The following is a 13,554-nucleotide window of genomic DNA, read 5'->3' as shown; positions in this document are numbered from 1 at the left end:
GGTCAATTTTGGCAAATCGTACAGCTAACACCACCTGCTATCGGCGGATGCGTAGGGCAGGCAATCGTCATCGATACCCACCCCATGGAGTTAATCTGTCTGCATGGCGGATTGCGGGAAGTGTTCTGGTCAACGTGACCGACACGGTTGACACCGCCCGATCGGCAAACACTGTCGGTCACGGGGGAGTTCCAGAGGTAGCTCCGGTTGAGCTGACCCAGCGAAACAAGCACAACGGCTGGGAGCCGTACCTTGCAGCGGCGATCGACTTGTCGACCGGCTCGCTCGCCGTTGCCGTCGGGATGACGTGGGCGACCGCCGGCGGTCTGCAAATCCCGCCGACCTGGATGCTGTTCCTGTTCGCCCCGACGGTGGTGGCGCTGAGTGCGGCGCGCGGGCTCTACCGGCGGTCGCTGCGGCGGACGTTCCTCGACGAACTCCCGACCGTGGAGGCAGTCACCTCGCTGGCCGCGATGCTGCTCCTCAGTGGCCTGGTGCTCAATCCGTTCATCGACGGCTCCCGTGGATCCGCTGTCGCGCGGTTGTGGATGTGCGCGGCAGTCCTGGTACCGCTCGGACGGCTGCTGTGGATCACGATCCGCAACTACCACTACCGCAACAGCCGGTTGACCGCGCGGACGGTGATCGTCGGCAACGGCATGGTGGCGGCCAAGGTGGTCGACCGCCTCAAGGTCACGCCGGAATACGGGTTGGAGCCCATCGGGCTGATCGACGACGACGAGCCGATGATGGGCATCGACCGGGACAAGCCGGCCACCATCCCGTATCTCGGCAAGCTCGGCGACCTCGAGGACGCCATCACCAGGACCGGCGCCGAGTGCATGATCATCGCGTTCTCCCGCACCAGGGACGATGCGATGGCTGCGGCGGTCAAAGTGGCCCACGAGCGCGGGCTCTCGGTGTGGATCGTTCCCCGCATCTACGACACCATCGGAGTGCGGTCCCGCATCGACCATATCGGCGGGCTGCCGCTGATCGCGGTGGCGCATACCAATCCTCGTGGTTGGCAGTTCACCGCCAAGCACGTGTCAGACCGGGTGATCGCGACGGTCGGGCTGGTGCTGATCTCGCCGCTGTTCCTGACCCTGATGCTGCTGGTGCGGTTGAGCTCGCCAGGCCCGATCTTCTTCGGCCAGCCCCGGATCGGGCGCGACGGACGCGAGTTCAACTGCCTCAAGTTCCGCTCCATGCGCCCGCCCAAGGAGTCCGATGCGCAGTTCGTCCGCGGCACGGACTCCGCTCCCGGCGGGGTCGAGGGCGAGGACCGGCGCACCCCGATCGGCAAGTTCATGCGCAAGACGTCGCTGGATGAACTCCCGCAGTTGCTCAACGTCGTCAAGGGGGAGATGAGCCTGGTAGGCCCCCGGCCCGAACGGCCCGAGTACGTCGACCTGTTCAACATCCAGATCGCCCGCTACGGCGACCGGCACCGGGTCAAGGCCGGGATCACCGGGTGGGCGCAGGTGCACGGGCTGCGCGGTCAGACCTCGATCGCCGACCGCGCCGAATGGGACAACTACTACATCGAGAACTGGTCGCTGTGGCTGGACTGGAAGATCCTGGCGATGACTGTCGGAGCCGTCCTTCGCCCGGCTGAGTGACGAATCGGTACCGTCGCGGCATGACCCGTATCGCTGCGTTCGACGACGACGCCCTTGCCGATCTCGACGCCGTGGGCCTGGTTCAGGCGTTGCGCGCGGGAACGGTCTCGGCGGCCGAGTTGGTCGAGGCCGCGATCGCCCGCGTCGAGAAGGTCGATCCGGCGCTCAACGGTCTGGCGTACCGGGCGTTCGACCGCGCCAGGGCGCGCAGCCGCCAGCCCCGCCCGTTCGGCGGTTTCTTCGACGGGGTGCCGACGTTCGTCAAGGACAACGTCGCGGTCGCCGGGATGCCGACGATGAACGGCACCGATGCGTGGGATCCGGTGGCCGAGCGTGCCGACGGCGACTTCGCCCGCGCGTTCCTCGGTACGGGCCTGGTGCCGTTGGGCAAGACCCGTCTGTCGGAGTTCGGGTTCAGCGCCGCGGCCGAGCACCCGCGGCTCGGGCCCGTGCGCAATCCGTGGAACACCGATCACACCGCGGGTGCGTCGTCGTCGGGTTCGGGTGCGTTCGTCGCCGCCGGTGTGGTTCCCCTCGCCCACGCCAACGACGGAGGCGGTTCGATACGGATCCCGGCCTCCTGCAACGGACTTGTCGGGCTCAAGCCGTCGCGGGGTCGTCTGCCGCTGGACGCCGATGTGCGGCGGATGCCGTTGCGCATCGTCGCCAACGGTGTGGTGACCCGTTCGGTACGTGATACCGCGGCCTTCTACCGCGAGACGGAGCTGATCACCGCCAACCGGGCACTGCCGCCGATCGGTGACGTCACCGGTCCGGGGCGGCAACGGCTGAGGGTGGCGGTGTGCACCCAGTCCATCTCGCGGGAGGCCGGCGTCGAGGTCGTCGAGGCCACCCTCAAGACCGCGGCGCTGCTGGAACGGCTCGGCCACCGGGTGACCGTGATCGACAACCCGGTGCCGGTGCGCTTCATCGACGACTTCCTGCTCTATTGGGCGTTCCTGGCGTTCGCGTTGGTGCGCGGGGGCAAGCGCACCTTCGGTCCGAGCTTCGACCGCACCCGCCTCGATAACCTCACGCTCGGACTCGACCGGCACGCCGCGCGCAACCTGCATCGAGTGCCCGCCGCGACGGCACGGCTGGCCCGGGTGCGGCGTGTCACGTCGCAGCTGTATGCGGCGCACGACGTACTTCTGACCCCGACGCTGGCCGATCCGCCGCCGCGGGTCGGGCACCTGGATCCGAGCGCACCCTATGAGCAGATCGTCGATCGCCTGGTGGACTGGGTGGCGTTCACCCCACTGCAGAACGCGACGGGGGAACCGGCGATCTCGCTGCCGCTGGCACAGTCGGCCGCGGGGCTTCCGATCGGAATGATGTTCGCCGCGCCCGTGGGCCGGGAAGCGCGCCTGCTCGAGCTCGCGTTCGAACTCGAAGAGGCGCAACCCTGGCCGCGCCTGCACGCCTGACGCCAAGCGCCCTGCGGCCCGAGGGGGTCAGACCGCAGGGCGCGGTACGTGGCCGCAGATGCCGCTGGTTCTTGAGCATGTGCTGCTGATACGAAGCACAGCCTAAATTAACCGCTCAGAAAATAGAAGAGCCCGATGTGTCCTGATTCCCGGGCGTGGTCTTCTGAGCTGTCGGTGCCGAGCAGGCTCAGTCCGAAAACTGTTGATGGATAATAGATTTGGTGTATATGTCGGATGTTCCGGCGCTGAGGTGGCGGGTCGAACACAGCTGAGGAGAATTTGCTGCGTGGATTCCGTGGTCGCCGTGTTCGGAAAAGCGTGACATCCCGACGTAACCGGCTCCGCTACGAGTTAACGTGGCCGAGACCGCGCGCTCCTGTGGGTGAAACTTTCGACTCCCACCATCGCTTCTCGTGGAGACCAGTCGGGCCGGAAACGTGCCCACGGCAATTCGCTCAGCGCAGATCCCGGTCGGATCCGGGAACACCTTCACGTGCCTGATCCGGTTCGCACTGGCCAACATTCGGCGCCGTCCCGAACGATTCGTGCTGGCCGTGCTCGGTATCGCGCTGGCGATCGCGTGCGTGACGGTTGTGCGCACCATCTCGGCGAGCTTCGCGACGACAGGGGAGGAGTCGGTTGCCGACGTCCTCGGTGACGCCGCACTGTGGGTGGTGCCCGCCGCCGGAGTGCGCTACGACCCCGCCGCACAGGCGCTGGTCGCTGACGGTCCCGCGCCCGCGATCACGGCTCCGGACGGATGGAACACGACCCGGGTCGCCTCCGGGGTGATCGATCTCGACGGCGAAGCGGTGGCCTTGCGCGGATCCGACGAGATTCCCAGCGGCCGAGCGGAGTTGGGGCGCGCACTGGCCGACCGCCTGTCGGTGCAGGACGGGGATGTGCTTGCCGTCGGAGATCAGCACCTCACCGCGGCGATCACCGGCGAAGGCCAGTCCATGACGGTCCCCGCGGCGCAGGCACGCTCGCTCGTCGGCGACAACGGATGGTGGGTCGTGCACGCGCCCCCGGGGCTGGAACAGCGTCGCGATCTGGGCTCGATGTTCGGTGCCGCGGTCGGCTTGCCCTCGGCACCGGATCCCGCCGTCCGGCCGGACCCGGCCGGTGAAGGGCTGATCTACGACACGGTCGGCGGATCGGGGCCGCTGACCTTCGCCCAGAAGTACTCCGCGTTGTTCTCGGGGAAGGTGACCGGGTCGACGCTCGGCCTGATCTCGACGATCGGGCTGGGTCTGGGATTCGTCATCGCAGTCTCGTCGTTCCTGGCCGCGGTCACCGAGCGGCGCCGGGAATTCGGCATCATGTCCAGCATCGGACTGGCCGACGAAGTGCTGTACTTCTTCCTCGTCGAATCCGCCGTGGTCTTCCTGGCCGCCTACCTCATCGGTGTGGTTGCTGCGGGAGTCGCTGTGGCACTGGTCATTCCGAGTATCGCTTCGCTCGGCGCGTGGCTGCAGGGCGCCGCGCTGACGGCGATGTTCCTGCCCGCTATGGCCATCGTCGGTGCGCTGGTCCCGGTGCACCGGCTGCTGCAGCAGCGGCCGGTGGCACTGCTGGAGTGCCGGTGATGAGCGCTCGCGCGAAGAACAGAGGGGGGCAGATGAGCGCTCGCGCGAAGAACAGAGTGCAGATGAGTGCCCGGCGCGGGCTCGCCTACGGCTGGCTGGCGGCGCGCCGCCGGGCCCGCGACATGGTGCTGCCCGCCGTCACCACGGCCACCGGGGCATTCCTGGTGGTCCTCGTCTTCGGGATGTCCGCCGGCATCCGCGCCCAGTCGGCGTCTCTCGGCCACGCCGCCGAGATCTCGCGGGCCGTGCTGCTGATCGCGGTCACCGTGCTGCTGGTCGGGGTCGCCGAGGTCGCGGTGGCCACCACCCGCACCGTCGCCCATCGCACCCGCGAACTCGGTGTGCTGGCGGCCACCGGTGTACCCCGGGCCCCGGTCGTGGCCGCACTGCTCGTCGAACCGGTCGTATCCGCCGTCCTGGGTGCGCTGGCCGGCGCGGCGCTGGCGGTCGGCACGGGTGCGGCGCTCGGAATGACCGGGCTGGTGGCCAGCGGCGTGTCCTACCCGGGGCTGGCGTACGGCGCCGCCGTCGCGACCGCCGTCAGCATCGTCGCCGCACTCGCCACCAGCATCATCCCGACCTACAGGGCCGCCTCGCGGCCACCGGTCCGATCCCTCGCCGCAGGAGGCTGACGATGACCACGCTCGACGATTCAGCCCGCACGCCGACCGAAGATGGTGCCGCAGTCGCACCGGTGATCGAGATCTCGGACGTGTGGAAGCTGCACAAACTCGGCGACGAGGTCGTCAAAGCGTTGATGGCGGCCGAACTGACCGTGATGCCGGGTGAATTCGTGTGCCTGATGGGTCCGAGCGGCAGCGGGAAGTCCACCCTGCTCAACATCATCGGCGGACTCGACCGCCCCACCAAGGGCCGCGTCACCATCGCGGGCACCGACACGGCCACGCTCACCGAGAGTCAATACGCGGCGTTGCGTCACGACACCATCGGGTTCATCTTTCAGAGCTACAACCTGATCCCGTTCTTGTCGGCCGTCGAGAACGTCGAGCTTCCGCTGATGTTCGAACCGTATGACCGGAAAGCTTTGCGCCAGAGGGCCGTCGATCTCCTCGAGCTGGTCGGCCTCGGACACCGCATCAACCACCAGCCGACCAAGATGTCCGGCGGCGAGCAACAGCGCACCGCGATCGCGCGGTCGCTGATCAGCAACCCGACCCTCGTGCTCGCCGACGAACCGACCGCCAACCTCGACCACCGCACCGGCGAGACGGTGGTGCGCATGCTGCGCGACCTGTGCTCCACCATGGGCGTCACCGTGGTCGCGAGCACCCACGACCCCACGGTGGCCGACGAAGCGAGCCGTGTCGTCCGGATGAAAGACGGACAGATCGTCAACTGACCGAGCAAAAGGGGAGTTACGACATGACACAAACAGAGCCCGCGCCGCCGTCGGCCGAGCGTGACAAGCTGATGACCACCGAGCTGGTCCCCGAGCAGATCCTGCCCAAGGTGATGACCACGTTCGGGCTCACCGCCGCGTACGTGTTCATCATCTGCTGGATCACCGGTTCCTCGGTGATGGCGGGCGGCGGCTGGACCGCGATCCCGATGTGGGTGCTGGGCATCCTCACCTTCCTGGTCCCGGCGGGCATGGCCGTCGTCGAGCTCGGCAACCTGTGGCCGGGCCAGGGTGGGGTGTACATCTGGGCGACCCGGACCATGGGCGAGACCTGGGGTTTCATCGGCGGCTACCTGTCCTGGGTTCCGGTGATCCTCAACGCCGCATCCTCGCCCGCGGTGGTGCTGCAGTTTCTGCTGCTGGCCTTCCACGCCGAGCTCGGCCTGACGGTGAGCATCATCCTGCAGCTGGTGATCCTGTGGACGGTGATCGGGCTGGCGCTGGCGAAACTGGCGGCCAACCAGAAGATCATGAACATCGTCTTCGTCGTCTACGGCATCCTGACGCTGACCATCTTCATCTCGGGGCTGCTGTTCGCCGTCGAGAACGGCTCGGCCACGCCGTTCAGCTGGGCCGAGGCGACCATCCCGAACTTCGCGGTGGCCGGCTTCCTGTACGGCACGGTGCTGCTCTACCTGCTCGGCGTCGAAACCCCGTACAACATGGGCGCGGAGTTCCTGTCGGTGCGCAAAAGCGGGCCGAAGATGATCCTGTGGGGGTCGGCCGCACTGGTGGCCATCTACCTGCTCACCACGCTGGGCACGATGATGGCGCTGCCCGGCGACCAGATCGATCCGGTGACCGGTGTGGTCGGCATGCTCGACGTCGCGGGATTCCCCGGCCTGATGGAGATCTGCGCCGTCGTACTGGCATTCATCGTCGTCGTGGCGTTGATGACCTACCAGGTCGCGTACTCCCGGTTGATCTTCGTGTCCGGCCTGGAACGCCATCTGCCGCGCATCTTCACCCATCTCAACCCGCGAACCCGTAACCCGGTGACCGCCGTGCTGATCCAGGGCGTGATCTCGTCGCTGATCCTGGTCGGCCTCTACTCGCAGAGCAGCATGGCCAACGTGACGGTCTACCTGCAGGGCGGTCTGTCCACGGTGTGGCTGATCTCCGGGTTCTTCTTCCTGATCCCGGTCGTCATCGCGCGCAAGAAGTACGCGGATCGCTATGCCAACGAACAGTTCTGGCGCATCCCCGGCGGCATGACCGGGGTCTGGATCACGGTGGTCGTCGGCACGCTCGCCACCATCGGCGGCATCTACTACTCGTTCGTCACGCCGTGGATCGACGTGCCGCAGGCCACCTGGATGACCTGGGTGGGCCTGATCAGCCTGGGCATGTTCGCCCTCGGCCTGACGGTCTACATCTTCGGCAGGCGTTCGGCGCACAAGGTGAGCCAGGAGGACGCGCTCGCTCACCTCGCGGTTTTCGAAATCGACAAGGAAGCAGAGGAATCAGCGAAATGACACTCGAGGACACCAGGCTCGGCGCGGACCCGGCCACCGGCCATGGTCGCCATCCGCTCGACCCGCTGACCGGCGCGGAGATCGAGGCGGCGGCTGCTGTGGTGATGTCCTCCGAATATGCCACGGAGACGTTGCGATTCGTGATGATCCAGCTCGCCGAACCGGCCAAGACCGCGACGCTGACCTTCGATCCGGACGTTGCGGTACCGCGCCGGGCGTTCCTGTCGATGTATGACGCGAAGACCATCTACGAGGCCGTCGTGGATCTGAGCGCCAGCGTCGTCGAGAGTTGGACCGCGGTGCCGGGACGGTTCCCGTCCTACCTCGTCGAGCACATGACCGGCGTCGAGGAGAAGGTCCGCGAAGACCCGCGGTGGCAGGAGGCGATGCGCCGGCGCGGCGTCACCGACTTCAGTCTGGCGATGATCGACCCCTGGCCCGCAGGCTATTACGGTCAGCAGGACGATTACGAGAGCTCACCGCTGATCTGTCGACCGCTGACGTTCGTGCGGGCCGCGCCGGGGGAGAACGGCTACGCGCGGCCCGTCGAAGGCCTGATCGTCAGGTTCAACCTGGACACCATGTCGGTCATGGACATCGAGGACCACGGCGTGGTGCCGCTGCCCCCGAAGGCGGGCAACTACACCTCGGAGTTCATGTTCGACACCGACAACCGGCCCGCGTTCGGCGAGTTCCGGGACGGCGTCAAACCTCTGGAGATCATCCAGCCGGACGGGCCCAGCTTCTCCGTCGACGGCTGGCGTGTGACGTGGCAGAAGTGGTCGCTGCGCATCGGCTTCAATCCCCGCGAGGGCCTGACGTTGCATGACGTCAGCTACACCGATCGCGGGACGGTCCGCCCGATCATGTATCGCGGCGCGCTGTCGGAGATGGTGGTGCCCTACGGCGATTCGTCGCCGACGCACTGGAACAAGAACGTCTTCGACATGGGTGAGGTCGGGATGGGCTTTTCCGCCAACCCGCTGCGGCTGGGCTGTGACTGTCTCGGTGAGATCCACTACTTCGATGCCACGGTCAACGACTCCGACGGCAACGCGGTGACCATCCCGAATGCGATCTGTATGCACGAGGAGGACTACGGGATCTCCTGGAAGCACACCGATTTCCGCACCGGGGAGGTCGAGGTGCGGCGCTCGCGGCGATTGGTGATCTCGATGATCTGCACCGTCGGCAACTATGAATACGGCTTCTTCTGGTACTTCTACAACGATGCGTCGATCGAGGTCGAGGTCAAGCTCACCGGCGTGCTGACCACCGGTGCGGTGCCCGACGGAGAGACACCGCGGTGGGGCAAGATGGTGGCCCCCGGCATGTACGGCCCGAACCACCAACACTTCTTCAACTTCCGGCTCGACATGAACGTCGACGGACCGGGAAACAGTGTGTACGAGGTGGATTCGATTCCGGAGCCGGATCCGGCGCTCAACCCGCACCACAACGCGTGGATCACCCGCGACACCCTGGTCGCCTCGGAGGCCGAGGGGGCGCGGAACTGGGAGCATTCGACGGGCCGCTACTGGAAGGTGGTCAACCCCAACAAGCGCAACGAACTCGGCAGTCCGGTGGGCTACAAGATCATGCCCAAGGACGTCGTCCCGGTGATGGTGCAGGAGGGTTCGGTGATCTACGACCGCGCCCGGTTCGTCCAGCACAATCTGTGGGTGACGCGTTACGACCCGGACGAGTTGTACGCCGCGGGCGACTACATGTATCAGTGCGCCGAGGCGCAGGGACTGCCGCAGTACATCGCCGACGACGCGCCACTGGAGAACACCGACGTGGTGCTCTGGTACACCGTGGGCGCCCATCACGTGGTGTGCCCGGAGGACTGGCCGGTGATGCCGTGCCATTACACCGGGTTCAAGCTCAAGCCGGTCGGGTTCTTCGACGGCAACCCGGCGTTGGACCTGCCGCCGTCCCCGCCGAAGTCCTGCCACGCCGGGTAGTCACGCCGGCGCTGCCAGGTCAGGGTTTGACCGGGTAGTGACTGGAGATCGCGATGCGGTTGAGCGCGTTGATCACCACCGCGACCCAGCGCAGCGTGGCGGCCTGCTGTGCGCTCACGGCGCTGATGTCGCTGATGTTGTCGTCGGCGCCGTGCGCCGGTGCGCCGATGTGGGTGATCTCCTCGGCGATCGCCAGCGCCGCACGCTCGGCGGGCGAGAAGTAGCCCGTCTCCCGCCACGCCGACAGCACGGCCAGCCGATCGGTGGTCTCACCTTTGGTCAATGCGTCGCGCGTGTGCGTCCGCAGACAGAACGCGCACCCGTTGAGCTGTGAGACGCGGATCCGGACCAGCTCCAGGGTCAACGGGGCGACGCCGGCGTCCAGCGCGGCCGCGTCAGCCTGCTCGGACAGCAGGATGGTGGTCTTGTACGCATCGGGTGCGGCTTTGTTCAGCGTGGTCCGGGTCGTCGCCATTACGGTCTCCTCGGGGGGGCGTCGGTCTCAGAGAAGACGAGACAGGCGCCGCGAATGTGACGGTGGTCGGCGGCGAGCGTGCGTCGGATGCCAGCCGCGGCGGCGTGTCGGCGCACAGACACGCGCGGTCGCGGTGCAACGGGCCCCAATCGCCAGCGGATGGCGCCGGGTTTGGCAGGATTGGGGGGTCGTCTTGTCGAGGGCAACCTCGTCTGCGGACCGGAAGGAGCCCGATGGCGGACCCAGTCGCCGACCAGACCCCCGAGCACAGGCCCGGCTTTTCCAGAGTGCTGCTCAAGCTGGGCGGTGAGATGTTCGGCGGCGGCCAGGTCGGACTCGACCCCGACGTGGTGGCCCAGGTCGCGCGCCAGATCGCCGAGGTGGTGCGCAGCGGTGCCCAGGTCGCGGTGGTGATCGGCGGCGGGAACTTCTTCCGGGGCGCCCAGTTGCAGCAGCGCGGTATGGAGCGAACCCGCTCCGACTACATGGGCATGCTCGGCACCGTGATGAACAGCCTTGCACTGCAAGACTTCCTGCAGAAGGAAGGGATCGACACCCGCGTGCAGACCGCCATCACCATGGGGCAGGTCGCCGAACCGTACATCCCGCTGCGCGCGGTGCGGCATCTGGAGAAGGGTCGCGTGGTCATCTTCGGTGCAGGCATGGGCCTGCCCTACTTCTCCACCGACACCACCGCGGCGCAGCGCGCGCTGGAGATCGGTGCCGAGGTGGTGCTGATGGCCAAGGCCGTCGACGGCATCTACACCGACGATCCGCGGATCAACCCGGATGCGGAGATGCTCACCGCGATCACCCACCGTGAGGTCATCGACCGCGGCCTCAAGGTGGCCGACGCGACGGCGTTCAGTTTGTGCATGGACAACGGAATGCCGATTCTGGTGTTCAACCTGCTCACCGATGGCAATATCGCTCGCGCGGTCGCGGGTGAGAAGATCGGAACGCTGGTCACCACGTGACCGGCGGGCGACAGCGACGGGAGATTACACAGTGATCGACGAAACCCTCTTCGATGCCGAGGAGAAGATGGAGAAGGCCGTGTCGGTGGCACGGGACGACCTGGCGTCGATTCGTACCGGCCGCGCGAACCCTGGCATGTTCAACCGGATCCACATCGACTACTACGGTGCCTCGACCCCGATCACCCAGCTGTCCAGCATCAACGTGCCGGAGGCGCGCATGGTGGTGATCAAGCCCTACGAAGCCGGCCAGTTGCGCCCCATAGAGGACGCGATCCGCAACTCGGACCTGGGCGTCAACCCGACCAACGACGGCAACATCATCCGGGTGTCCATTCCGCAGCTGACCGAGGAACGCCGCCGTGACCTGGTCAAGCAGGCCAAGTCCAAGGGCGAGGACGCCAAGGTGTCGATCCGCAACATCCGCCGTAAGGCGATGGAGGAGCTGGCGCGCATCAAGAAGGACGGCGACGCCGGCGAGGACGAGGTCACCCGCGCCGAGAAGGACCTCGACAAGAGCACCCACCAGTACACCAGCCAGGTCGACGAATTGGTCAAGCACAAGGAAGGCGAGCTGCTGGAGGTCTGAGGATGACCGACCAGCACTCGACTCCCGTGGAAGCCAAGCCGGTCGACGAGCCGCCGAAGAAGTCGTCGCGCGCCGGCCGCAATCTGCCCGCAGCGATCGCCGTCGGTGTCGCCCTCGGCGGCGGTCTCATCGCGATCCTGCTCTTCGCGCCGTACCTGTGGCTGGCCCTGGTCGCGGCAGCCGTCGCGATCGCCACCTTCGAGGTCTGCAGCCGCCTGGGTGAGGCCGGCTACCGCATTCCGATGATCCCGCTGCTGGTCGGTGGGCAGGCCACGCTGTGGCTGACCTGGCCGTTCGGCCCGGCCGGCGCGCTGGGCGCCTTCGCGGCCACCGTGGTGGTGTGCATGATCTGGCGGCTGGTCGGACAGGGCCTCAACCACACCCCGCAGAACTACACGCGCGACATCTCCGCGACGGTGTTCCTCGCCACCTGGGTGCCGCTGTTCGCCAGCTTCGGCGCGCTGCTGATCTATCCCGACGACGGCGCCAACCGGGTCTTCTGCCTGATGCTCGGCGTGGTGTTCTCCGACATCGGCGGTTACGTGGCCGGGGTGCTGTTCGGAAAGCACACCATGGCCCCGGCGATCAGCCCGAAGAAGTCCTGGGAGGGGCTGGCCGGATCGCTGCTGTTCGGTGTCACGGCCTCGGTGGTGGCCGTGGTCTTCCTGCTCGACAAGCCGTGGTGGGCCGGTGTCGCACTCGGTCTGATGCTGGTGATCACCGGAACGCTCGGCGACCTGGTGGAATCGCAGTTCAAGCGCGATCTCGGCATCAAGGACATGAGCAACCTGCTGCCCGGCCACGGCGGCATGATGGACCGCATCGACGCGATGCTGCCGTCGGCGGTCGCCACCTGGATCGTGCTCGCGCTGTTGGCCTGAGCGGCCGTCAGCAGGGGATACTGGACGGCAGTCATGCCGAATCCACTGCCGCTTGTCTTCGATGCCCCGCGCCGCGCGCTGCCGCCGCGGCACTTCGCCGACCTCACCGACGCCGAGCGCGCATCGGCCGTCGCCGACCTCGGGTTGCCGGCGTTCCGAGGCAAACAGCTGGCCAACCAGTATTTCGGCCGGCTGATCGCCGATCCGCAGCAGATGACCGACCTGCCGGCGGCGGTCCGCGACCAGGTGGGTGCGGCGCTGTTCCCGGCGCTGCTGGAGCCGGCCCGCGAGATCGAATGCGACCGCGGCGAGACCCGCAAGGTGCTGTGGCGAGCCAACGACAAGACGACGTTCGAGTCGGTGCTGATGCGCTATCCCGACCGCAACACCGTGTGTATCTCGTCACAGGCCGGCTGCGGGATGGCCTGCCCGTTCTGCGCGACCGGCCAGGGCGGCCTGAAGCGCAACCTTTCGACCGCCGAGATCCTCGAACAGGTCCGCTTCGCCGCCGCGGAACTAAGGGACCGCGAGGGTGGCAGGCTGTCGAACATCGTCTTCATGGGCATGGGCGAACCGCTGGCCAACTACAACCGGGTGGTCGCCGCGGTCCGGCGGATCACCGCCGCACCGCCCAGCGGCTTCGGAATCTCGGCGCGCTCGGTCACCGTCTCGACGGTCGGGCTGGCTCCGGCGATCCGCAAGCTCGCCGACGAGAGGCTCAACGTGACGCTCGCGCTGTCGTTGCACACCCCCGACGACGAGCTGCGTGACACGCTGGTGCCGGTGAACAACCGCTGGAAGGTCGACGAGGTGCTCGACGCGGCGCGCTACTACGCCGACGTGACGGGGCGCCGGGTGTCGATCGAGTACGCGTTGATCCGCGATGTCAACGATCAGCCGTGGCGCGCGGATCTGCTCGGTAAGAAGCTGCACGGCAAGCTGGGCCCGCTGGTGCACGTGAACCTGATCCCGCTGAACCCGACCCCGGGCAGTGAATGGGACGCCAGTCCCAAACCGGTCGAGCGTGAGTTCGTCCGCCGGGTCCGCGAGCGCGGCGTGTCCTGCACCGTGCGCGACACCCGCGGTCGCGAGATCGCCGCCGCATGCGGGCAGTTGGCCGCTCAGGGCTGAC

The 13,554-nt window shown here is 67.1% G+C and carries 12 protein-coding genes; 11 read left to right on the top strand and 1 reads right to left on the bottom strand.

The window, feature by feature from the left end:
- The first annotated feature begins 269 nt into the window (after positions 1-269).
- The 7 genes from NTM_RS24740 to NTM_RS24710 all read left to right on the top strand — a co-directional run bounded on the left by NTM_RS24740 (position 270) and on the right by NTM_RS24710 (position 9,500).
- The gene (locus tag NTM_RS24740) at positions 270-1,622 is read left to right on the top strand and encodes a sugar transferase (RefSeq protein WP_232079830.1); all 1,353 of its coding nucleotides are present in this window, start codon (positions 270-272) and stop codon (positions 1,620-1,622) included.
- Positions 1,623-1,642: 20 nt separating this feature from the next.
- A complete protein-coding gene (locus NTM_RS24735; RefSeq protein ID WP_163768727.1) occupies positions 1,643-3,049 on the top strand; it encodes an amidase in 1,407 nt (468 codons plus the stop codon).
- Positions 3,050-3,462: 413 nt separating this feature from the next.
- Entirely contained in the window at positions 3,463-4,638 is a 1,176-nt protein-coding gene (locus NTM_RS24730) for an ABC transporter permease (protein WP_163768724.1), read from the top strand.
- A gap of 62 nt (positions 4,639-4,700) precedes the next feature.
- Complete coding sequence (locus NTM_RS24725) at positions 4,701-5,270, top strand: ABC transporter permease (RefSeq protein ID WP_163769617.1); 570 nt, start codon at positions 4,701-4,703, stop codon at positions 5,268-5,270.
- 2 nt (positions 5,271-5,272) lie between these two features.
- Positions 5,273-5,998, top strand: a complete 726-nt coding sequence (locus NTM_RS24720; protein ID WP_104864770.1) for an ABC transporter ATP-binding protein — start codon at positions 5,273-5,275, stop codon at positions 5,996-5,998.
- A gap of 23 nt (positions 5,999-6,021) precedes the next feature.
- Positions 6,022-7,533: an APC family permease gene (locus NTM_RS24715; RefSeq protein ID WP_163768721.1), complete on the top strand. Its 1,512-nt coding sequence runs from the start codon at positions 6,022-6,024 to the stop codon at positions 7,531-7,533.
- Positions 7,530-9,500, top strand: coding sequence for a primary-amine oxidase (locus tag NTM_RS24710; protein ID WP_163768718.1), 1,971 nt, complete (start codon positions 7,530-7,532; stop codon positions 9,498-9,500). The genes NTM_RS24715 and NTM_RS24710 overlap by 4 nt, the downstream gene beginning before the upstream one ends.
- A gap of 19 nt (positions 9,501-9,519) precedes the next feature.
- Here the strand turns inward: NTM_RS24710 and NTM_RS24705 are convergent, their stop codons facing one another.
- Complete coding sequence (locus NTM_RS24705; RefSeq protein ID WP_163768715.1) at positions 9,520-9,975, bottom strand: carboxymuconolactone decarboxylase family protein; 456 nt, start codon at positions 9,973-9,975, stop codon at positions 9,520-9,522.
- 233 nt (positions 9,976-10,208) lie between these two features.
- On the opposite strand from NTM_RS24705, the gene pyrH reads away from it, so the two are divergent.
- Genes pyrH through rlmN form a run of 4 tightly spaced genes read left to right on the top strand, consistent with a single transcriptional unit; the run spans position 10,209 to position 13,553 of the window.
- Positions 10,209-10,952 carry a UMP kinase gene (gene pyrH / locus NTM_RS24700; protein ID WP_104864773.1) on the top strand — a complete coding sequence of 248 codons (744 nt, stop codon included), beginning with the start codon at positions 10,209-10,211 and terminating at the stop codon, positions 10,950-10,952.
- A gap of 31 nt (positions 10,953-10,983) precedes the next feature.
- Positions 10,984-11,541: a ribosome recycling factor gene (frr, locus tag NTM_RS24695; protein ID WP_104864774.1), complete on the top strand. Its 558-nt coding sequence runs from the start codon at positions 10,984-10,986 to the stop codon at positions 11,539-11,541.
- 2 nt (positions 11,542-11,543) lie between these two features.
- On the top strand, positions 11,544-12,422 hold the full coding sequence (locus tag NTM_RS24690) for a phosphatidate cytidylyltransferase (protein WP_163768712.1): 879 nt from the start codon (positions 11,544-11,546) through the stop codon (positions 12,420-12,422).
- 33 nt (positions 12,423-12,455) lie between these two features.
- Positions 12,456-13,553, top strand: coding sequence for a dual-specificity RNA methyltransferase RlmN (gene rlmN / locus NTM_RS24685; RefSeq protein WP_163768709.1), 1,098 nt, complete (start codon positions 12,456-12,458; stop codon positions 13,551-13,553).
- Position 13,554: the final 1 nt, after the last annotated feature.

This window comes from Mycolicibacterium parafortuitum, assembly GCF_010725485.1.
GTDB lineage: Bacteria > Actinomycetota > Actinomycetes > Mycobacteriales > Mycobacteriaceae > Mycobacterium.
The sequence above is the reverse complement of the archived record's forward strand: the minus strand, read 5'-3'. Positions and strand labels throughout refer to the sequence as shown.

Excerpts from the sequence above, each read along its gene's own strand:
- pyrH (WP_104864773.1), top strand. The coding sequence starts at position 10,209 with ATGGCGGACCCAGTCGCCGACCAGACCCCCGAGCACAGGCCCGGCTTT.
- NTM_RS24710 (WP_163768718.1), top strand. The coding sequence starts at position 7,530 with ATGACACTCGAGGACACCAGGCTCGGCGCGGACCCGGCCACCGGCCAT.
- NTM_RS24725 (WP_163769617.1), top strand. The coding sequence starts at position 4,701 with ATGAGTGCCCGGCGCGGGCTCGCCTACGGCTGGCTGGCGGCGCGCCGC.
- NTM_RS24690 (WP_163768712.1), top strand. The coding sequence starts at position 11,544 with ATGACCGACCAGCACTCGACTCCCGTGGAAGCCAAGCCGGTCGACGAG.
- NTM_RS24705 (WP_163768715.1), bottom strand. The coding sequence starts at position 9,975 with ATGGCGACGACCCGGACCACGCTGAACAAAGCCGCACCCGATGCGTAC.
- NTM_RS24720 (WP_104864770.1), top strand. The coding sequence starts at position 5,273 with ATGACCACGCTCGACGATTCAGCCCGCACGCCGACCGAAGATGGTGCC.
- NTM_RS24735 (WP_163768727.1), top strand. The coding sequence starts at position 1,643 with ATGACCCGTATCGCTGCGTTCGACGACGACGCCCTTGCCGATCTCGAC.
- NTM_RS24715 (WP_163768721.1), top strand. The coding sequence starts at position 6,022 with ATGACACAAACAGAGCCCGCGCCGCCGTCGGCCGAGCGTGACAAGCTG.
- rlmN (WP_163768709.1), top strand. The coding sequence starts at position 12,456 with ATGCCGAATCCACTGCCGCTTGTCTTCGATGCCCCGCGCCGCGCGCTG.